The organism is Rahnella sp. ATs2 (genome assembly GCF_051851855.1).
GTDB lineage: Bacteria > Pseudomonadota > Gammaproteobacteria > Enterobacterales > Enterobacteriaceae > Rahnella > Rahnella variigena.
In genome coordinates, this window is record NZ_JBLYPL010000016.1 from 29,952 (window position 1) to 51,027 (window position 21,076).

A 21,076-nucleotide genomic window follows, 5' to 3' on the forward strand; every position below is an offset into this window, starting at 1 on the left:
TATTTGCCCAAAACGTGAAGGGAGTCATAGGCGTTGGTCAAGGAGAGACAATTTTGGTTAGTTGAGAATTATCCCCTGCCTAAGCGATGCCGTATACTCCATTCAGGCAGAGACAATAGGTCATTTTCATCGATTGGCTTTGAAAGCATTCTTACTGGTTTACCAGGAACCGTTGTCGGAGCTGTAATTTATTCGGGATATGAGGGTTTCATCATGGAAAAGAAAGTCATTTATTTGTTTTGTTCCGCCGGAATGTCTACCTCGTTGCTGGTTTCTAAAATGAAAGTCCAGGCCGAGAAATATGAAGTACCGGTCATTATCGAAGCATTCCCAGAAACACTGGCTGCCGAAAAAGGTGCCGCCGCAGATGTGGTGTTACTCGGACCACAAATTGCCTACATGCTCGACGAAATCAAAAAAGTATTACCGGGCAAACCGGTTGAAGTGATCGATTCTGCTCTGTACGGCAAAATTGATGGGTTAGGTGTACTGAAAGCAGCGGTTGCTGCGATCAAAAAAGCAGCAGCGCAGTAATTTACCGTTTTTCCTTATTTTTAAATTGAACGTCTTTATATTGAAATTTTTAAGTCAAAGAGAACTCCAGTCAAAGAGCGAATTTCATACCCTGGCCGCCGGATGGCGGCATTAAAGGAAAATCCCAATGAGCAAAGCCATTGATTCACTTGAAAAGATACTTCTTCCTTTTGCCGTCAAAATAGGTAAACAGCCGCATATTAATGCCATCAAAAATGGTTTTATCAAATTAATGCCGCTGACCCTGGCTGGCGCCATGTTCGTTTTAATTAATAACGTATTTCTGAACTTCGGTGCCGGTTCCTTCTTTTATTCTCTGGGCGTACGTTTAGACCCATCAACCATTGAAACGCTGGCCGGTTTAAAAACGATTGGTATTAATGTCTATAACGGAACGTTAGGTATTATGTCGCTAATGGCACCGTTCTTTATCGGTATGGCATTAGCAGAAGAACGAAAAGTCGATTCGCTTTCCGCAGGCTTATTAGCTGTCGCCGCATTTATGACGGTTACCCCTTATAGCGTGGGTGAAGCTTATGCGGTCGGTGCAAATTGGTTAGGCGGCGCGAATATTATTTCAGGCATGATAATCGGTCTGGTTGTCGCCGAAATGTTCACCTTTGTTATTCGCAGAAACTGGGTGATTACGTTAACCGCGAGCGTTCCGACGTCGGTTTCCCGTTCATTCTCTGCGTTAATTCCGGGCTTTATTATTCTGTTCTTCTTCGGGGTCATTTCCTGGTTGCTGGGATTATACGGTCATAACTTCCACCAGATTATTATGGATTCTATTTCCAAACCTCTGGCGGCGATGGGCAGCGTAGTCGGCTGGGCGTATGTGATTTTCAACTCCCTGCTGTGGTTCTTCGGTGTGCATGGTTCACTGGCGCTGACCGCACTGGACAACGGCATCATGACGCCTTGGGCACTGGAAAACATTGCGTTGTATACCGAGTACGGTTCTGTCAGCGCAGCGATTGACGCGGGTAAAACCTTCCACTTCTGGGCCAAACCGATGCTGGATTCCTACATCCTGCTGGGCGGTTCCGGAGCGACGCTGGGTCTGATTATCGCCATCTTTATCGCATCACGTCGTGCAGATCATCGTCAGGTCGCGAAGCTTGCGCTGCCGTCAGGCATCTTCCAGATTAACGAACCTATCCTGTTCGGCCTGCCGATTATCATGAACCCGGTGATGTTTATTCCGTTCGTGTTGGTTCAGCCGATTCTGGCGGCGATTACGCTGGCGGCTTACAGCATGGGGATTATTCCACCGGTGACGAACCTTGCGCCATGGACCATGCCGACGGGTCTGGGCGCCTTCTTTAACAGTAACGGCAGCATCGCCGCCTTGTTAGTGGCTCTGTTCAACCTTGGTATCGCCACGCTGGTTTATATGCCTTTCGTAATCTTGTCGAACAAAGCGCAGGCGATAATCGAGGAAGAAGAAAGCGAAGAAGACATTGCCGCAGCACTGAAATTTTAATCTGAACGGACAGCGGCGGGGCAAGCTTCCTGCCGCTACCCGGTAAATCACGGAGAGATAAAAATGATGGATTTAGACAGCATTGTTGATACCGAAAGCGAACTGCAGGATTTAGAAGAAGTGGTGATGGGGCTGATTATTAACTCCGGACAGGCCCGCAGCCTGGCGTATTCAGCACTGAAAAAAGCTAAAGAAGGCGATTTTGAGCAGGCGCGTGCAGTGATGGCGCAATCGAGAATGGCGCTCAATGAAGCCCATCTGATACAGACCAAACTGATTGAAGAAGATCAGGGCGAAGGCAAAACCAAAGTCAGCCTGGTGCTGGTTCACGCGCAGGATCACCTGATGACATCCATGCTCGCCCGCGAACTGATTGCAGAACTCATTGAGCTTCATGAGAAAATAAAATAACGTAGGGAACCATAATGCAGCCACCGGTACTCAGTATGGAAATTAAGACAGCGCGCGAAAATCAACTCTTCGACGGTCAGAATTTCCACATGTTTATCTACAACAAGGTAGAAAGCATCTCCGGGTTGCATGAGCATGACTACTATGAGTTCACCATCGTCCTGACTGGCCGGTATTTTCAACACGTTAACGGCAAACGGGTACTTTTAGAACGTGGCGATTTCGTTTTCATCCCGTTAGGTTCTAACCATCAAAGTTTTTATGAATTTGGTGCCACCCGGATTTTAAATGTTGGGATCAGTAAAGCTTTTTTCGAGCAACATTATTTATCTTTATTACCTGCCAGATTTGTTGCATCGCAGGTCTATCAGATAAAAACGGAATTCCTGGCTTATATTGAGTCGGTCATTGCTTCACTGAATTTCCGCAACGGTGAATTCAATGAATTTCTGGAGATGGTGACGTTTTATATTGTTAACCGCTTACGTCATCACCGTGAATCAGAAGTGACGCCTGATATTCCAGTCTGGCTGAAAACGGCGATTGAGAAAATGCATGATAAAGCGCGCTTCGGTGATAAAGCATTATCCAATATGGTGGAGCTTTCCGGGAAGTCGCAGGAATACCTGACGCGCGCGACGCAGCGACATTATGGCAAAACGCCGATGCAGATTATAAATGAAATCCGTATTGATTTTGCCAAAAAACAGCTGGAGATCACCAACTACTCGGTCACGGATATTGCTTTTGATTCCGGTTACAGTAGCCCGAGTATGTTTATTAAAAACTTTAAAAAACTGACTTCTTTTACGCCGAACCATTACCGGAAGAAGTTGTGCAGTATTAATTAATGTCGGTTCATTCAACAATATTTCTGTATTAATTTGCAGTGCATGATTATTGCACGGGAGTCCCTATGACTAAAAAACTGAAAGTCGTCACTATTGGTGGCGGGAGCAGCTATACCCCGGAATTACTGGAAGGCTTTATTAAACGCTACGCAGAATTACCGATCACTGAATTATGGCTGGTGGATGTCGAAGGCGGAAAAGAGAAGCAGGATATTATCTTCAATCTCTGCCAGCGTATGGTGGAACGCGCCGGTGTGCCGATTGTCATGCATAAAACGCTGAACCGCCGCGAAGCACTGGTAGACGCCGATTTCGTCACCACGCAACTGCGCGTCGGTCAGTTAAAAGCGCGTGAACTTGATGAACGTATTCCGCTGAGTCACGGCTATCTGGGGCAGGAAACCAACGGTGCAGGTGGCTTGTTTAAAGGGCTGCGTACCATTCCGGTGATTTTTGACATCATTAAAGATGTCGAAGAAATCTGCCCGGACGCCTGGGTGATCAACTTCACCAACCCGGCCGGTATGGTCACTGAGGCGGTATTCCGTCACACCAAATTCAAAAAATTCATCGGCGTGTGCAACATCCCTGTCGGCATGAAAATGTTCATTCAGGATGTACTGAAACTGACGCCGCAGGATGACTTGTCCATTGACCTCTTTGGCCTGAACCACATGGTGTTCATCAAAGATGTCATTGTGAACGGCGAATCACGCTTTGCCGAACTGCTCGACGGTGTGGCTTCCGGCACACTGACCGCCGGTTCGGTGAAAAACATCTTCGACCTGCCGTTCAGCGAAGGCCTGATCCGCTCTCTGAATCTGCTGCCGTGTTCTTACCTGTTGTACTACTTCAAGCAGAAAGAGATGCTGGCGATTGAAATGGGTGAGTTCTACAAAGGCGGCGCGCGTGCCACTGTGGTGCAAAAAGTCGAGAAGCAGCTGTTCGATTTGTACAAAAATCCTGATCTGAACGTGAAGCCAAAAGAGCTGGAACTTCGCGGCGGCGCTTATTATTCCGATGCGGCGTGTGAAGTGATCAGCGCGATTTATAACGACAAGCAAACTGAACAGTACGTCAATTTCCCGCACAACGGGCATATTGATAATATTCCGGCGGACTGGGCGGTGGAAATGACCTGCACCATCGGGCGTGACGGCGCAAAACCCCATCCGCGCATCACGCACTTCGACGAAAAAGTGCTGGGGCTTATCTACACCATCAAAGGTTTTGAGATTGCTGCAAGCAATGCCGCCATCAGCGGCGAGCTGAACGATGTGCTGCTGGCGATGAACCTCAGCCCGCTGATCCATTCCGATAAAGATGCCGAAATACTGGCACGCGAAATGTTGCTGGCACATGAAAAACTGCTGCCGAATTTTGCAAAAACCATTGCCGCGTTAAAATAACCCATCGCCTTCCCGCAAGGGAAGGCTCTCCGGAAGGGGTGTTTATGGATAAATTACTGATTGTGAACGCGGACGACTTCGGGCTTTGCAAAGCACAAAATTACGGGATCATTGAGGCGTTTACTCACGGCGTGGTGCGATCTACCACGGCGATGATGAATGCGTCGGGCATCGAACACGCCGCCGTACTCAGCAAAGTCAGTCCGCAACTGAGCGTCGGGATGCATTTTGTCCTGACGTTAGGCCGTCCGCTTTCGCCTATGCCAAATCTGACCCGTGAAGGCGAACTGGGGAAATGGATCTGGGAAATGGCCGAGGCCGGAACCCTGCCGCTGGATGAAATCGCCCGTGAACTGGAATGTCAGTTCAGTCGTTTTATCGAGCTGTTTGGCAAAATGCCGACACATATCGACAGTCACCACCACGTGCATATGTTTGCGGAAATATTCCCTATAGTGGAAGCGTTCGCTAAAGAGAAGGGCGTTCCGGTGCGTATTGACCGTGACGAAGTCCGCAAAGGTGAAATTGCTCTGTGTGGCGCGAAAAGTACCGACGGTTTCGACAGCACGTTCTACGGCGATGCCATTTCAGAAGCGCTGTTTCTGCAAACGCTGGACAATGCGACGCAGCGCGGCAATCGCTCTGTTGAGATCATGACGCATCCATCGTTTATTGATAACACCATTCTGGCGAGTAAATATTGCTATCCGCGTCTGGCAGAACTGGATGTGCTGACGTCAGAAACGCTGAAGTCCGCCATTGCAGAACGCGGATTCCGGCTGGGATCGTTTAAAGATTTATGACCGGAATGCCCCAGCCGCTGGCATAAATGTCAGAGGTCAGGGGCACGCCTGAGAGGCGGCTACGGGTACAGCGGGACAATATTTTTCGACAGATCACCCATCTCGTTGCCGATGTTCAGACGAGAAAGCAACAATTGGGCCTTCTCTCTTAATTCACTTATCGTCTGCAGATGTGGTTTTCTGGCTGCATAAATGACGACATTCCCACTCGGCACCCGGCAATAAAGTACCTCACCAAATACCTCCCGCAGTGCGCAAGATAATGCGCTTCCGGCTCGTGGCACCTCGTAATAATTCAGCACAAGCCAGCCCTGATCGCTCAATTTTTCCAGACACAATCTCAGAAAAGCTTCTGTACCCTGACGTGGCTCCATCGAAAAGGCTGAGTACAGATCTGAGAAAATCAAATCGTACTGATGCGTATGCTCTCTGCGCAAATAATGTTCTGCGTCTTCAATGTAATAAGAGATTTTGTCCGACCCGGGCAACGTAAACCATTCCTGCGCTACGGATAACACACCCGCTCTCAGCTCAACCACATCCATAATCCGCTGTTCATCAAGAGCATGAAGCGCGCGCAGTAATGCGCCTCCGCCAAGTCCGAGCAGAAGCGCAGTCCGCCCGGAAGTAAACGCAGTCGCCATCAACATGGCTTTGGAATAGTGATGAACAGGTAAGTTAACGTCTTTTTTGAGCATTTTGCTCTGCTCATTAATGCCTTCAAAACGCAATATCCGGTGCTCTTCTGTGTCCGCGACGATGATGTCCCCGTACTCATCTGTAACATGGCAAACAATATCGCCCTCAGGCTGAATATTGAATTTGTTTGAAAAAACATCCTTATTTGTCATATGCAGACTCATTTCTTATAAAAATTTACGAGGAGGGGATTATGCCCGTTAATCCGACGGACTGGCTTTAACAATTTCGACCTGGTTGTTTTTCAATAACTTGTGTAAACCCGCCGCAGGCAGTTCATCCGTAAATAATGCCGTCACCTGAGAGACATTGCCGATTTCAACGGCGGCGGAAGCATGATATTTGGTATGGTCCGCAGCCAGAAGGATATGCCGTGAGTGCGCCATCATGGTTTTCGCCACGCTGGCCTCGTTGACATCAAATTCCATTAAAGCGCCATCGCTTTCTATCGCGCCGACGCTGGTGACCAGATAATCTGCGCGGAATCCCGCCACAAAAGCCGTCGCCGAGGGCCCGATAATTCCGCCGTTGTGAGGACGCAGCGTTCCGCCCGGCACCATCACCTCAAATCGCGGATTCTTATACAGAATATGGGCGACACGCAGGCAGTTTGTGATAATGCGCAGATGGTTATGATTGAGCAGGGCATGCGCCACCTGTTCAACCGTGGTACCAATGGTAATAAATACCGTCGAGCCGTCGGGAATGTAATCGGCGATCGCTTGTGCAATCGCTTTTTTCTCTTCTGTCCACGACATTTCCCGCTGCTCAAAGGCAGTATTGACTACGCTGGAGGCCCGACCCGCGCCGCCGTGATGACGCGATACCAGTCCCTGTTCACTGAGCTTGCGGATATCCCGGCGTACGGTTTGCGTCGAGACATCAAGTAAGGCTGCCAGTTCTTCAATGTTCATATACCCGTTTTCACCAATCAGCCCGAGCAGCTGATCGTGGCGCGGATTCCCAGTCAGTTCAGTAAGACTCATGGGCATACCTCTAAAAATGAGCGTCTGAGTCGTATTCTATACAGAAAGTGACAAAAAAGACCGTGTCTGATCACAGTCGGGAATTCCGGCACGGCCACCTGGCTTTGTGCATTTCAGGGCGGCCACACCACTGGCAAAACGCACGGCTTCCCCACAATCCGCGCCCTGGGCCAGACTGACGGCCAGCGCGCCGTGAAAAACATCCCCCGCGCCGGTCGTGTCTACCACGCTGACGGCAAACCCGGGCTGATGATGCAGACTGCCATTTTCCAGCCACAGACAACCTTGTCCGCCTTGCGTGACATACACATGACCCTTTGTGAGCGTTTGTGCGTTAATTAACGCAGCACCGGCGTCAGTTTTTCCGGTCAGCCGCTGCAAACCAGGGGCAGAGAATGCGCTGTGATCGCTTAACGCCACCAGATCGGCGATATCCTGCGGTGTTACATCGGCATCCAGCACGGTGAGCACACCGGCCTGACGCGCCAGTGTGAACGCTTGTTTCGCGCCGTCGTGCCAGCGCACGTCCGCCAGCACCACATCCCACTGCGAAAAGTCGATGGCCTGTAGCCACGTGGCGCAAACGTGTAAATCCGGGCTGGGATAATTGATGATAATCCGCTCACCGTGTTGATCCACCAGAATGGCAGATTGCGAAGAACGGGCCTGATCAATGCGACGGACGTAGCGGGTATTTACCCCCAGGGATCCCAGCTCCGCGAGCAGCCGGTTGCCGGTATCGTCATCGCCCACGCGGCCAATAAAGTCCACCTCTGCGCCCAGTTTCGCCGCAGCCACTGCGGCAGTGGCTGCTGGACCTCCACCCACTTCATGATATTTTTCAGCGACATATTTCCCTCCTTCCGCAGGTAATTCATTCACGTAATAGATCCGGTCCATCACGGTGATCCCGACACAGGCAATGCGAATCATGGCTGTTCCTTAAGCGTGTTTTGATGAGGTTATTTTAATTAAGCGAATTGTTAAAAAAGTGATGGCTGTCAATTTTTTGACCTGAAATTACAAATACGATCAAAAAACGACAAACAAAGACAGCGCTGATTATCAAAAAGTGACATGGCTGATCAGCACAAAGGAGAGACGCATGGCAAATGTGGCATTTATTGGTCTGGGGCAAATGGGCGCTCCGATGGCGGCCAACCTGATTAAACAGGAACACCGGTTAGCGGTGTTCGATCTTAATCCGCAGGCTGTGGCAGCGCTGGTGCAGCAGGGAGCAACGGGCAGCAAGAGCGCGGCAGAGGCAGCGGAGGGCGCAGAATTTGTCATCACCATGCTGCCCAACGGCGATCTGGTGCGCGATGTGTTATTTGGCCGCGACGGTATCTGCGAAACCCTGAGCCCGTCGGCGCTGGTTATCGACATGTCGACCATTCATCCGTTGCAAACTGACAAGCTGATCACGCAGATGCACGAAAAAGGTTTCAGCCTGATAGACGTGCCGGTCGGCAGAACCTCGGATCACGCTGTAGCAGGGACTTTACTGCTGCTGGCGGGTGGTACGCAGGAACAGGTTGAGCGGGCGACGCCGGTGCTGATGGCGATGGGATCTGAACTGATTAATGCGGGCGGGCCGGGCAAAGGCATCCGCGTCAAGCTGATCAATAACTACATGAGCATCGCCCTGAATGCGCTCTCCGCCGAAGCCGCCGTGCTGTGCGAAGCACTGGATCTCTCTTTCGAAGTGGCGTTGCAGGTCATGAGCGGAACACCTGCCGGAAAAGGTCACTTCACCACTTCATGGCCAAACAAAGTGCTGAAAGGCGATTTGTCGCCGGCCTTCATGATTGACCTCGCCCATAAAGATCTCGGTATCGCGCTGGACGTCGCCAATCAGTTGCATGTGCCAATGCCGCTCGGTGCGGCTTCCCGCGAAGTCTACAACCAGGCGCGTGCCGCCGGGCGCGGACGTCAGGACTGGACCGCCATTCTTGAGCAGGTGCGCACCAGCGCCGGTCTGACTCAGAAAACACATCCGTAACGCATTAACCAAGGAAAGTTAAATGACTCAATACAGCCTTAACGATATCACCCGTCCTTCCGGCGGTTTCGCCATGCTGGCGGTCGATCAGCGCGAAGCGATGCGCTTAATGTTCGTGGCCGCGGGTGCGAAAGCGCCGGTCGCCGATCAGGTTCTTACTGATTTTAAAGTCAATGCCGCACGGATTCTATCACCGTACGCCTCAGCGATTCTGGTCGATCAGCAGTTCTGTTACCGCCAGATTGTTGAGCAGCAGGCCATTGCAAAGAACTGCGCGATGATTGTCGCGGCAGACGAATTTATTCCGGGCAATGGCATTCCGGTGGACAGCGTGGAGATCGACAAAAATGTGGATCCGCAGCAGGTCAGGGAAAACGGCGGCAAGGCGCTGAAACTGCTGGTGTTGTGGCGCAGCGATGAAGACCCGCAACAGCGTCTTGAGAAGGTGAAAGAATTCAATCAGCGCTGCCATGCGCACGGATTGCTGAGCATTATCGAGCCGGTCGTCAGGCCGCCGCGTCGTGGCGATAAATTTGACCGCGAACAGGCGATTATTGATGCCGCGAAAGAACTCGGTGACAGCGGCGCTGACCTTTATAAAGTCGAAATGCCCCTCAGCGGGCGCGGCACGCAGGCTGAACTGCTGCGCGCCTCGCAACACCTCAATGAACATATTCATATGCCGTGGGTGATCCTCTCCTCCGGCGTTGATGAAAAACTTTTTCCGCGTGCGGTCAGCGTCGCCATGACGGCGGGCGCATCCGGTTTTCTCGCAGGCCGTGCGGTCTGGTCATCTGTGGTCGGTTTACCTGATACCGAACTCATGCTCAGGGATATTTCCGCGCCGAAATTGCAGCGTCTGGGCGACATTGTGGACGAAATGATGGCGCGCCGCCGTTAACGAAAGGAGTGGAAAATGAAATGGTTTAACACCATGAGCCACCACCGCTGGCTTGAGCAGGAAACCGACCGGATTTTCGATTTTGGCAAAAATGCCGCCGTGCCCACCGGCTTCGGCTGGCTGGGCAATAACGGACAAGTGCGGCCGGATATGGGCACGCATTTGTGGATCACCGCCCGCATGCTGCACGTCTATTCCGTTGCCGCAGGTATGGGGCGTCCCGGCGCGTATTCGCTGGTCGATCACGGTATCCGTGCGCTAAATGGCGCGCTGGCGGATAAACAGCACGGCGGCTGGTACGCCTGCGTGAATGATGAAGGCGTAGTGGATGCTTCAAAACAGGGCTATCAGCATTTCTTTGTGCTGCTTGGCGCTGCCAGCGCCGTCACTACCGGCCATCCTGAGGCCAGAAAATTACTCGATCAGGCCATCGGCGTGATCGAAAAGTACTTCTGGAGTGAAGACGAACAGATGTGTCTCGAGTCGTGGGATGAAGCCTTCACCGAAACCGAAGCCTATCGCGGCGGTAACGCCAATATGCACGCGGTTGAAGCTTTCCTGATCGTTTACGACGTCACGCATGAGCGCAAATGGCTGGATCGCGCACTGAGAATCGCCTCGGTGATCATTCATGACGTCGCCCGTCGCGGCGAGTATCGCGTAAATGAGCATTTTGATACGCAGTGGAAGCCGATCCGCGATTACAACAAAGACAATCCTGCGCACCGTTTCCGCGCTTACGGCGGCACGCCGGGGCACTGGATCGAATGGGGGCGCCTGATGCTACACCTTCACGCCGCGCTCGAGGCTCGTTTTGAAACGCCACCGGACTGGTTGCTGGAAGATGCCAAAGGGCTGTTCCACGCCACGATCCGCGATGCCTGGGCACCGGACGGCGCAGACGGTTTTGTTTATTCCGTTGACTGGGACGGGCAGCCTATCGTGCGCGAACGCGTGCGCTGGCCCATTGTGGAGGCGATGGGTACCGCGTATGCGTTGCATTGCCTGACCGGCGAAGCGCAATACGAAACCTGGTATCAGACCTGGTGGGAATACTGCGTGAAATACCTGATGGACTTCGAAAATGGCTCGTGGTGGCAGGAGCTGGATACTGACAACAAAGTGACCACCAAAGTCTGGGACGGTAAACAGGATATTTATCATCTTCTGCATTGCCTGGTGATCCCGCGTCTGCCGCTGGCGCCGGGGCTGGCACCTGCCGTGGCCGCCGGTCTGCTGGACATCAATGCAAAATAAAAATCACGGAGACCATCATGAGTACCCTACAAAATAAAAATACTCAGATTGAATTTATCGCCGGTAATAATGAATTTTCGCTGATTTATCAGCAGCGCCAGATTTTACGTCATACCGCGCAAGCGCCCTGTTTATGGATTGGCGCTGGCGAGGCGGATATCGACATGTTCCGTGGCAATTTCAGCATTAAAGACCGCCTGAATGAAAAGGTCGCCCTGACGGACGTAAAAATCACCGCGCATCCTGCCGGATGGGATCTGCATTTCAGCCGGGGCGATACGCTCAGCGCGAGGATTGCGATCACCACGGATGACAGCGGGCGTTTACAGCTTAACCTGCAAAACGACGACCGCGCGCATAACCGCATCTGGCTGCGACTGGCGGCAGAACCGCAAGATCATATTTACGGCTGCGGTGAACAGTTTTCTTACTTTGATTTGCGCGGCAAACCCTTCCCGTTGTGGACCAGCGAGCAGGGCGTCGGGCGTAACAAACAAACCTATGTCACCTGGCAGGCCGACTGCAAAGAGAACGCAGGCGGCGACTATTACTGGACGTTCTTCCCGCAGCCAACCTTTGTCAGCACGCAGAAGTTTTACTGCCACGTTGAAAACAGCGGCTATATGAATTTCGATTTCAGTGCGCCGGACTATCACGAACTGGCCTTCTGGGAAGATAACGCCACACTGCGTTTTGAATGCGCCGACAGCTATATCAGTCTGCTGGAAAAACTCACCGCCTTGTTAGGTCGCCAGCCGGAATTGCCGGACTGGGTATACGACGGCGTGACGCTGGGCGTTCAGGGCGGCACGGAAATCTGCCAGCAAAAACTCGACGTGATGCGCCAGGGCGGTGTGAAAGTCAATGGCATCTGGGCGCAGGACTGGTCAGGTATCCGCATGACCTCGTTCGGCAAACGCGTGATGTGGAACTGGAAGTGGAACCGCGAGCTGTATCCGCAACTCGACGAACGTATCGCTCAGTGGAAAGAAGAGGGCGTGCAGTTTCTTTCTTACATCAATCCGTACGTCGCCAGCGATCGTGATTTGTGCGCAGAAGCATCAGAACACGGCTATCTGACCAAAGATGCCAGCGGCGCGGATTACCACGTTGAGTTCGGTGAGTTTTACGCAGGCGTGGTCGATCTGACCCATCCCGCGGCCTATGAGTGGTTTAAAAACGTCATCAAGAAGAACCTGATTGAACTGGGCTGCGGCGGCTGGATGGCGGATTTTGGCGAATATCTGCCAACCGATACTTTTCTGCATAACGGCGTCAGCGCGGAAATCATGCATAACGCCTGGCCCGCGCTGTGGGCGAAGTGCAACTACGAAGCCTTGCAGGAAACCGGCAAGCTCGGCGAGGTGCTGTTCTTTATGCGCGCTGGTTACACCGGCAGCCAGAAATACTCGACCATGATGTGGGCAGGCGATCAGAACGTTGACTGGAGCCTGGACGACGGGCTGGCCTCGGTGATCCCGGCGGCATTATCGCTGGCGATGAGCGGCCACGGTCTGCATCACAGCGATATCGGCGGTTACACCACGCTGTTCGACATGAAACGCAGCAAAGAACTGCTGCTGCGCTGGTGCGATTTCAGCGCTTTCACGCCGATGATGCGCACCCACGAAGGCAACCGTCCGGGCGACAACTGGCAGTTTGACGGCGATGCCGAAACCATCGCGCATTTCGCCCGCATGACCGGCGTGTTCACTCATCTCAAGCCTTACATCAGACAGGCCGTGAAGCATAACAGCCAGAGCGGTGTGCCGGTGATGCGGCCGCTGTTCCTGCATTACGAAGACGATGCCCGCACTTACACGCTGAAATACCAGTACCTGTTTGGCCGCGATCTGCTGGTGGCACCGGTGCATGAAGAAGGGCGCAGCGAGTGGTCGCTGTATCTGCCGCAGGATACCTGGATCAACGCCTGGACAGGCGAAACTCATCATGGCGGCGATGTCACCGTGGTTGCGCCGTTGGGAAAACCACCGGTCTTTTATCGTGCAGACAGCGAGTGGGCAGCGCTGTTCGGCGAATTACGTTACCTCTGATAAGGCTCACCCGCCGGGGTTCAGGACATCGCTCCGGCAGGTGAAGGAGAATAATAATGAGTCAGACAACACCGGAAAACCCTGCGACCCTGCGGCTGCCTTTCAGGGAAAAATTGGCCTACGGCATGGGGGATTTAGGCTCCAATATCCTGCTCGATATCGGCACGCTGTATCTGCTGAAATTCTACACTGACGTACTCGGTCTGCCGGGAACTTACGGCGGCATTATCTTTTTGATCGCCAAATTCTTTACCGCGTTTACCGATATGGGCACCGGCATCATGCTGGATTCGCGCCGCAAAATCGGGCCGAAAGGTAAATTTCGCCCCTTCGTGTTATACGCTGCATTTCCGGTGACGTTGCTGGCCGTCGCCAATTTCGTCGGCACTCCACTGGAGATTACCGGTAATACCGTGGTGGCGACGCTGCTCTTTATGCTGTACGGCTTATTCTTCAGCATGATGAATTGCTCATATGGCGCGATGGTGCCCGCCATCACTAAAAATCCCGACGAACGCGCCTCACTCGCGGCGTGGCGACAGGGCGGTGCCACGCTGGGGCTGTTGTTGTGTACCGTCGGGTTTGTGCCGGTAATGAATCTGCTCGAAGGCAGTTCGCAGCGCGGTTATATTTTTGCCGCGACGCTGTTCTCACTGGTGGGCTTGCTGTTTATGTGGCTGTGTTATGCCGGTGTGAAAGAGCGTTATGTCGAAGCGCAGCCGCAGGATCCTGCGCAAAAGCCGGGGTTGTTGCAGTCGTTTCGCGCGATCGCCGGTAACCGTCCGCTGTTCATCCTGTGCATCGCGAACCTCTGCACGCTCGGCGCGTTCAACGTCAAACTGGCGATTCAGGTGTATTACACGCAGTACGTGCTTAACGATCCGATCCTGCTTTCCTACATGGGCTTTTTCAGCATGGGCTGCATTTTCATCGGCGTGTTCCTGATGCCCGCCGCCGTGCGCCGCTTCGGCAAGAAAAAAGTCTATATCGGCGGTCTGGCGCTGTGGATTGTCGGCGACATTCTTAACTACTTCTACGGCAGCGGATCGGTCAGTTTTGTCGCGTTCTCCTGCCTGGCGTTCTTCGGTTCGGCATTCGTCAACAGCCTGAACTGGGCGCTGGTGTCCGATACGGTGGAATACGGCGAATGGCGCACCGGCGTGCGTTCAGAAGGTACGGTCTACACCGGTTTCACCTTCTTTCGTAAAGTCTCGCAGGCACTGGCAGGGTTCTTCCCCGGCCTGATGCTGACGCAAATCGGCTATGTGCCTAACGTGGTGCAGTCGGCGGGTACGCAGGAAGGGTTGCGTCAGCTGATCTTCATTTATCCCAGTGCGCTGGCAGCGATCACTATCTTGGCGATGGGCTGTTTTTATAACCTTAACGAGAAAATGTACGTGCGCATCGTGGCGGAAATCGAGCAGCGCAAGCAGACGGCATAAGGCATTTACTGTGTCAGCGCCCTGCGGGGTGCTGTGAGGATCGACTATGAAGGATTTACATCACCCTGATCCGCTGACCCTGCGTGAGAAGTGCGCCTATGGAATGGGCGATTTTGGCTCGAACCTGATGTTGTGTATCGGGACGCTGTACCTGCTGAAGTTTTATACCGATGAACTGGGCATGCCGGCGTTTTATGGCGGCATCATCTTTCTGGTGGCGAAGTTTTTCACCGCCTTCACCGATATGCTGACCGGCGTATTGCTCGATTCCCGCCGCCATATCGGCGCGCGGGGCAAGTTCAGGCCGTTTATTCTGTATGCCTCGGTGCCGGTGGGACTGGTGGCGACTGCGCAGTTTATGGCGAATGATTTTGGCCTGCCGGTGAAAACGGCGCTCGCCACTGTACTGTTTATGCTGTTCGGCCTGTTCTTCAGCCTGATGAACTGTTCGTACGGTGCGATGGTGCCCGCCATCACCAAAAATCCGCATGAAAGGGCACAACTTGCGGCCTGGCGTCAGGGCGGTGCCACGCTTGGGTTACTGCTGTGTACCGTGGGGTTTATGCCGGTGCAGGCGTTATTGGGTCACTCTCCCCCGGTGGGATATTTCTCCGCTGCGCTGATTTTCGCCACCTGCGGCATTCTGTGCATGGGCTGGTGTTATCGCGGCGTCCGGGAACGTTACGTTGAACTCACGCCAGCGGGGCATAAATCCGGCATTCTGCGGTCGTTTCGCGCCATATTTCGCAATCCGCCGTTGCTGGTTTTGTGTCTGGCCAACCTCTGTACGCTGGCGGCGTTTAATATCAAACTGGCGATCCAGGTGTATTACACGCAGTACGTCCTCAATGATATTCATCTGCTGTCGTGGATGGGCTTTTTCAGTATGGGCTGTATTCTGCTCGGCGTTTTTCTGGTGCCCGGTTGCGTGAAACGTTTTGGCAAAAAGCAGGTATATCTGGGCGGATTACTGTTGTGGGCGACCGGCGATATTTTCAATTTTCTCTGGGGAAACAGCTCGTTAAGTTTTGTGCTGTTTTCCTGCATGGCGTTCTTTGGCACCGCCTTTGTTAACAGCCTGAACTGGGCGCTGGTGCCGGATACCGTGGATTACGGCGAATGGAAAACCGGCATCCGCGCTGAAGGCTCGGTGTATACCGGTTACACCTTTTCGCGCAAAATCTCCGCCGCGCTGGCGGGTTTTCTGCCAGGAATTATGCTGACGCAAATTGGTTATATTCCTAACGTGGTGCAAAGCAATGCGACATTACTCGGCTTACGGCAGCTAATTTTTATCTGGCCCTGCGTACTGGCTGTGATGGCGGCTGTGATTATGGGGGTGTTTTATAAACTTAATGAAGAACGCTTCGCCAAAATTATTGAGGAAATCCATACCAGAAAGAAAATGAATTCGACCGAATTGGGAACTGAAAAAACCAGTGTTATTGTTGTTACACAACAATAACAAAATAATAACAACAAGGGTCGTTAAAGCCGGTTCAGCGATAATGGGCTAATGATCGGATAGATTAAGGCTGTGTTTTGTATTGGTTTAGGTTACAACGTTTAACGTCAGGTCATTTACGGTAAACGGGAGTCGGGTAAGATGAAAGTGGAGTTGAATAAAAGCACAGCCGAGAGGATTTTCCATGCTGTGCTTTTCGAATTGCTTGGGAATGTCGTCATCGCCATTTTTATTTCTACTGTTCTGAAAGTTTCTTTATTACAGTCTGGTAAACTTTCTGTTATCTCCGCGATTACCGCAACAATCTGGAACTATATCTTCAATAAGATTTTTGACGCAATTCAAAGGCGTTTTGCATTCGAACGGAATTTTACAGTAAGAATTCTTCATGCCGTGATTTTTGAAATTGTACTGGTACTTTCTCTGACGCCAGTCGCTATGTTTTTACTCGATTTGTCATTAGCTAAGGCTTTCATGGTCGAAATAGGGTTAATATTTGTCTTCCTTCCTTATACGTTAGTCTTTAACTGGACTTATGATTATATCCGCTGGCGTTTTGTAGCCAATAAAGCTTCGGCGCAATGATATTCTGATTTTATTAAAGGCAAAATCATGAAGAACAACAGGGCTCCGGGATTAGATTTCGTGAAGAGAAGTCCGAAACCAAAAATTGCTTAAAGTGCAGCAAGGATTGTCGCTTCCATTTTCTCCGGGGTCGTGATCGGTGCAAAACGCTTAAGGGGTTTGCCGTCGCGTCCGATCAGAAACTTGGTGAAGTTCCATTGGATCCTTCCGCCCAGAGCGCCGGGCAATTCATCCTTAAGGTAACGGAACACCGGGTGCGCTGCTTCGCCGTTAACCTCCACTTTCCCGAACATCGGAAAGCTCACACCGTAGTTGATGTGGCAAGTTTGCGCGATTTCGTCGGCCCCGCCGGGTTCCTGTTTACCGAACTGGTTGCAGGGGAAACCCAGCACGACAAAACCCCGGGTCGCGTATTTCTTGTAGAGAGTTTCAAGGCCTGCGTATTGTGGTGTGAAACCACAATGGCTGGCGGTATTAACCACCAGAACCAGCTTGCCGGCGTAGTCAGCCATAGAGACAGGTTGACCCTCGAGACTGGTGGCCGAAAGTTGATAAAAAGTGGTCATATCGGGATCCTCACGTCGACAGACGCTTAAGCAACGCGATAAAAATCAAGCTTCACACCCGCTTCAGTACGGGTAGCGGAGCAGAGAAAGATAGAATTTGTCAGCCACATGAGTTCGGAAGTATCTACTTCGAAAACGGGAACTGTTTTGAAGTAGATATCGGATGGAGAAAGCTGATCAAAGAAGCTCATATCATCAGTGAAAAGTTTATTTGTAAAGGCTTCTGGTACACGCCGGATGCCATTGTTCTCAATGTATATCGTGCCCTCATTGACACGTAAGGCATATCTTGCTGAGAGCCTGCAGACGCCATCAGGTTCAATAATCTGACTGTCTACGCCACCAGGCAAAACTTCACCAGTGAGTGCACCGGACACCCGACCGCCCAGAATGGGGATTAATTGTCGCTTGCCAGACCGCGCTGAATTAGAAACCACAATGGGTTTGTCGACGACAACGCTAATGCTGAAGCTAAATTCTAGTTTTGGTTGCATATTAATCTCCTTAATAAAAGGATAGTTCATCAGGGAGGATCTGAAAAACGCAAAATATCAATGAATTTCATCGGATTTTTGAATGAATATATTTTTAGGCACAGTGCTCCTGTCAGGAGAGATGTGAATGGTCACCACAATAAGGCATTATCATGGTCAATTTGATGCCTCATAATGTTTAAGATATCTCTCAGGTCAGGTATTCTCAATGCCGTACTTCTTCCTGTATTCTTTGCGACATTGGGTTACTCTGCTGAAATTCTCATTTGACCAGCCAATAAGGGGTCTTATTACCTTAATCAATTCAGCGCCAAAATCTGTAATACTGTAAACCACCTCGACAGGCATCTTCTGCCCATTTACCTTCCGGCTTACCATGCCATCTTCTTCAAGGTTTTTTAAAGTTTGAGAAAGCATTTTTTGTGAAATCTCTCCGTTACGTTTTAGTATCTGGTTAAACCGCCCCGATTCGAACTCCACATCACATATAATCATCAGATACCACTTATTTGCCAGCCTCTCAAAAAGAAATTTTTGAGGGCTGTTGGCATCATTACTTATTGAATAATCTATTTTTTTATCTTGTATGGGTTTCTTCATGGATACTAACTTCCTTTCTGGTATCTGCTTTACAATATGATTTCCTGGCCATTATATAGAGTTTCAGGAATATCAATACCAGGAGGAATTAACATGGCACTTAATACTAAAGTTTTTTTAAGCAGCGATAAAAATGATGGCTTTGGCGTCACTTCGACAATCATTTATGGTGATAATGATGCAATTCTTGTTGATGCTCAGTTCACCATCGCAAATGCCCACAGGTTACTTGCGGAACTTATTGAGCTTAACCGTAATCTCAGATTTATCTTCATTACTCATCTTCATCCTGATCATTATCTGGGGCTTGAAGTCATCAAACAACATTACCCTGACGCCAGGGTCATTGCGTATAAAAAAGCAGCTGTAGATATTAATGACGCCTATGATTTTAAGATTGAGTATTGGGGAAATACTGTTCTCAAAAATAATGGTGCGAATATTAAATTCGATATAGAAAAATGGTGTGAAGATGAACTGATACTGGAAGGGGAAACTATCAAGATCCTCGGGTTAATGTCCGGGGATTGTATTGATATTGCGCCGTTATGGATCCCCTCAAGCCGCACTCTGATTGCGTCCGATTTGGTGTTCGCAGACTGTCATGTCTGGATTGCAGACATGCGTACGCCGGAACTTTTGGAAAAATGGTTTGAAACTCTCGACAAACTCGAGGCTCTTGAAGCTAAAGTCGTTATTCCGGGACACTCCTCCCGTGCTTTGACACTCCATCCCGGCGCTATCAGCTATACCCGACAGTATATTAAGGACTTTATCTGCCAGCTGAATCGCAGTGAAAATGCACAACAGCTGACAGACGCGATGGATCGTATTTATCCTGACTATCCGGTTCGTATCTGTCTTGAATACAGCGCAAGGATCCTCAAAGACAAATACGTTTGGCCCGGCGACTGGCCACTTTCTCTGAGAAACATGCCTTCTGGCTTCTGAACGATTGTGTTCATTCAGCCGTGCGCGGCGCGGCGTTTTTTTGCTTACCGCAGGCATACCCTCAGGCAGCGCGTTTTGCTCACGGGTGTGGCAAAGAGCAGGATATTCAACACAATCAGACTGGCGAACTCAGACGTTTTCTCTTACTTTTAATATTCAACAGCGCTGAAAGGAGATGTCATGAACACAATCCCGGATAAAGATTTTGCGAGTGATTTATCAGAGTTTGTCGGTACACACTTCGTGTATACCTATGACAATGGCTGGAAGTATGAATGGTATGCGCGCAACGACAACACCTGCGATTATCGAATTCATCAGGGGTTAGTTGGCGGACGCTGGGTCACGAATCAGAAGATGAATGCGGTGCAATTTGCGCCTGGCATTTTTAAAGTCGACTGGCACGAACCTACGGGCACCTGCGTTAGCCTGCTGTTTGATATTCGAAGAAAAGTGATCCACGGGACCATTTTCTTCCCTCAGTGGATAGCCGGGGAGGGTCAGCATCCTGAGAAAACCATCTGTTATCAGAATGAGTTTATTGAAGATATGCACCGTTTCCGCGATGAAGGCCCCGCTTATCCTTATGTAGTCATCCCTGAGTTTGCCAAAGTGACCTACATGAAAAATGAAGGTCCGGATAATGACCAGGTGATCAATATGCCGCCGGGACAACTTCCTTCAGACTTTTTTGAGGGTAAGTAATCTTCATAGCGATGCCTGACTGGCGCGTATTGACTGTTAAACCGGGGCGCGGTGCGCCCCAATGATAGTGAATGCGCCCCTGATTTTGAGAAACACCCCCGACGTATTTCTGTTCCATTCCCCTGTCACTTCATCACCACTTCTCAGCGATAAAGAAAATAAAAAACACTTTAACGATTTTTACTTGTGACCAAAATATAATAGGGTCACAAGCTATCTGTGTAATTAACCAAATTCCAGGCTGAAAAATGACCGATAAAAAAATGTCCACCACAACACGAGGACCGTCTGATCACACTATCCGTGATCAGATTGTGGATGCCGCAATGAAGTACTTCAGCCATTATGGCTTTGAAAAAACAACCGTTTCAGACCTCGCCAGATCCATCGGATTTTCAAAGGCATATATCTACAAATTTTTCAGTTCCAAACAGGAAATCGGAGAAGTGATCTGCACTAATTGCCTTACGGAGATTGCCCGCCGTCTGGAGGCCGCGCTGGCGGCTTCATCCTCCGCCACAGAGAAAATTCGCACCCTTTTTCAGGTGATTGCGCTGGGCGGCACTGAGCTGTTTTTCCGCGAAAGGCGTTTGTATGACATCGCCGCCGTCTCATCCCGTGACCGCTGGGCTGCGGCGGTTGATTATGAGGCCGGATTGCGCAAAACCGTGGTCGATATTTTGCAGGAAGGACGAAGTGCCGGTGAGTTTGAGCAGATAACACCGCTCGATGAAACGGCTGCCGCTGTTTATCTGGTGCTAAGACCCTTCGCCGATCCGATTCAGTTGCAAATCTATCTTGATACCGCAGAAGCTGATGCCGCACTGCTGACAGCAGTGGTGCTCAGGAGCCTGAAACCTTAACTAGTGACCATT

22 protein-coding genes are annotated in these 21,076 nt (G+C 50.8%); 16 read left to right on the forward strand and 6 right to left on the reverse strand.

All coding sequences use genetic code 11. The features are described 5' to 3' along the window. Positions 1 to 210: 210 nt before the first annotated feature. The 6 genes from ACJY2G_RS17320 (at position 211) to chbG (ending at position 5,494) form a co-directional block, all read left to right on the forward strand. A complete protein-coding gene (locus tag ACJY2G_RS17320; RefSeq protein WP_279630537.1) occupies positions 211 to 534 on the forward strand; it encodes a PTS sugar transporter subunit IIB in 324 nt (107 codons plus the stop codon). Between the two features lie 127 nt (positions 535 to 661). After that, complete coding sequence (chbC, locus tag ACJY2G_RS17325; protein ID WP_439291960.1) at positions 662 to 2,020, forward strand: PTS N,N'-diacetylchitobiose transporter subunit IIC; 1,359 nt, start codon at positions 662 to 664, stop codon at positions 2,018 to 2,020. 63 nt (positions 2,021 to 2,083) lie between these two features. Then, positions 2,084 to 2,431, forward strand: a complete 348-nt coding sequence (gene chbA, locus ACJY2G_RS17330) for a PTS N,N'-diacetylchitobiose transporter subunit IIA (protein ID WP_113876517.1) — start codon at positions 2,084 to 2,086, stop codon at positions 2,429 to 2,431. Between the two features lie 14 nt (positions 2,432 to 2,445). Beyond that, entirely contained in the window at positions 2,446 to 3,282 is an 837-nt protein-coding gene (gene chbR / locus ACJY2G_RS17335) for a transcriptional regulator ChbR (RefSeq protein ID WP_147412497.1), read from the forward strand. A 65-nt stretch (positions 3,283 to 3,347) separates the two neighbouring features. Further along, positions 3,348 to 4,691, forward strand: coding sequence for a 6-phospho-beta-glucosidase (locus tag ACJY2G_RS17340; protein ID WP_112289616.1), 1,344 nt, complete (start codon positions 3,348 to 3,350; stop codon positions 4,689 to 4,691). 44 nt (positions 4,692 to 4,735) lie between these two features. Next, positions 4,736 to 5,494 (forward strand): chitin disaccharide deacetylase, encoded by a 759-nt coding sequence (chbG, locus tag ACJY2G_RS17345; protein WP_430319394.1) that lies wholly within the window; start codon positions 4,736 to 4,738, stop codon positions 5,492 to 5,494. A gap of 59 nt (positions 5,495 to 5,553) precedes the next feature. Here the strand turns inward: chbG and ACJY2G_RS17350 are convergent, their stop codons facing one another. From ACJY2G_RS17350 to ACJY2G_RS17360, 3 genes are read right to left on the reverse strand one after another with little or no spacing between them, the layout of a single operon-like run. Further along, on the reverse strand, positions 5,554 to 6,345 hold the full coding sequence (locus ACJY2G_RS17350) for a spermidine synthase (RefSeq protein ID WP_430319393.1): 792 nt from the start codon (positions 6,343 to 6,345) through the stop codon (positions 5,554 to 5,556). Between the two features lie 48 nt (positions 6,346 to 6,393). Beyond that, a complete protein-coding gene (locus ACJY2G_RS17355; protein ID WP_430319392.1) occupies positions 6,394 to 7,179 on the reverse strand; it encodes a DeoR/GlpR family DNA-binding transcription regulator in 786 nt (261 codons plus the stop codon). A 36-nt stretch (positions 7,180 to 7,215) separates the two neighbouring features. Continuing rightward, positions 7,216 to 8,112 (reverse strand): sugar kinase, encoded by an 897-nt coding sequence (locus tag ACJY2G_RS17360; RefSeq protein ID WP_430319391.1) that lies wholly within the window; start codon positions 8,110 to 8,112, stop codon positions 7,216 to 7,218. A 172-nt stretch (positions 8,113 to 8,284) separates the two neighbouring features. On the opposite strand from ACJY2G_RS17360, the gene yihU reads away from it, so the two are divergent. From yihU to ACJY2G_RS17395, 7 genes are all read left to right on the forward strand, one after another. Then, on the forward strand, positions 8,285 to 9,181 hold the full coding sequence (yihU, locus tag ACJY2G_RS17365; protein WP_430319390.1) for a sulfolactaldehyde 3-reductase: 897 nt from the start codon (positions 8,285 to 8,287) through the stop codon (positions 9,179 to 9,181). A 22-nt stretch (positions 9,182 to 9,203) separates the two neighbouring features. Further along, entirely contained in the window at positions 9,204 to 10,082 is an 879-nt protein-coding gene (yihT, locus tag ACJY2G_RS17370; RefSeq protein WP_430319389.1) for a sulfofructosephosphate aldolase, read from the forward strand. Positions 10,083 to 10,097: 15 nt separating this feature from the next. Next, positions 10,098 to 11,339: a sulfoquinovose isomerase gene (yihS, locus tag ACJY2G_RS17375; RefSeq protein ID WP_430319388.1), complete on the forward strand. Its 1,242-nt coding sequence runs from the start codon at positions 10,098 to 10,100 to the stop codon at positions 11,337 to 11,339. Between the two features lie 17 nt (positions 11,340 to 11,356). Continuing rightward, a complete protein-coding gene (locus tag ACJY2G_RS17380; RefSeq protein ID WP_430319387.1) occupies positions 11,357 to 13,393 on the forward strand; it encodes an alpha-glucosidase in 2,037 nt (678 codons plus the stop codon). A 56-nt stretch (positions 13,394 to 13,449) separates the two neighbouring features. Continuing rightward, positions 13,450 to 14,835, forward strand: a complete 1,386-nt coding sequence (locus tag ACJY2G_RS17385) for an MFS transporter (protein WP_439291962.1) — start codon at positions 13,450 to 13,452, stop codon at positions 14,833 to 14,835. Positions 14,836 to 14,881: 46 nt separating this feature from the next. Then, positions 14,882 to 16,300, forward strand: coding sequence for an MFS transporter (locus ACJY2G_RS17390; RefSeq protein WP_439291963.1), 1,419 nt, complete (start codon positions 14,882 to 14,884; stop codon positions 16,298 to 16,300). A gap of 141 nt (positions 16,301 to 16,441) precedes the next feature. Beyond that, a complete protein-coding gene (locus tag ACJY2G_RS17395; protein ID WP_112289631.1) occupies positions 16,442 to 16,885 on the forward strand; it encodes a PACE efflux transporter in 444 nt (147 codons plus the stop codon). Positions 16,886 to 16,974: 89 nt separating this feature from the next. On the opposite strand, the gene ACJY2G_RS17400 is transcribed toward ACJY2G_RS17395, so the two are convergent. The 3 genes from ACJY2G_RS17400 to ACJY2G_RS17410 form a co-directional block, all read right to left on the reverse strand. Beyond that, a complete protein-coding gene (locus ACJY2G_RS17400) occupies positions 16,975 to 17,451 on the reverse strand; it encodes a glutathione peroxidase (protein ID WP_430319385.1) in 477 nt (158 codons plus the stop codon). Between the two features lie 26 nt (positions 17,452 to 17,477). Next, positions 17,478 to 17,945 carry a DUF3237 domain-containing protein gene (locus ACJY2G_RS17405; RefSeq protein WP_120163285.1) on the reverse strand — a complete coding sequence of 156 codons (468 nt, stop codon included), beginning with the start codon at positions 17,943 to 17,945 and terminating at the stop codon, positions 17,478 to 17,480. A 195-nt stretch (positions 17,946 to 18,140) separates the two neighbouring features. Beyond that, complete coding sequence (locus ACJY2G_RS17410; protein WP_430319384.1) at positions 18,141 to 18,545, reverse strand: winged helix-turn-helix transcriptional regulator; 405 nt, start codon at positions 18,543 to 18,545, stop codon at positions 18,141 to 18,143. Between the two features lie 93 nt (positions 18,546 to 18,638). Here ACJY2G_RS17410 and ACJY2G_RS17415 point away from each other — a divergent pair, with 93 nt between their 5' ends. From ACJY2G_RS17415 to ACJY2G_RS17425, 3 genes are all read left to right on the forward strand, one after another. Then, positions 18,639 to 19,496 carry an MBL fold metallo-hydrolase gene (locus tag ACJY2G_RS17415; RefSeq protein ID WP_430319383.1) on the forward strand — a complete coding sequence of 286 codons (858 nt, stop codon included), beginning with the start codon at positions 18,639 to 18,641 and terminating at the stop codon, positions 19,494 to 19,496. A gap of 180 nt (positions 19,497 to 19,676) precedes the next feature. Continuing rightward, positions 19,677 to 20,201 carry a phenolic acid decarboxylase gene (locus ACJY2G_RS17420; RefSeq protein ID WP_430319382.1) on the forward strand — a complete coding sequence of 175 codons (525 nt, stop codon included), beginning with the start codon at positions 19,677 to 19,679 and terminating at the stop codon, positions 20,199 to 20,201. Between the two features lie 248 nt (positions 20,202 to 20,449). Continuing rightward, positions 20,450 to 21,064, forward strand: a complete 615-nt coding sequence (locus tag ACJY2G_RS17425; protein ID WP_439291964.1) for a TetR/AcrR family transcriptional regulator — start codon at positions 20,450 to 20,452, stop codon at positions 21,062 to 21,064. The last annotated feature ends 12 nt before the right edge of the window (positions 21,065 to 21,076 follow it).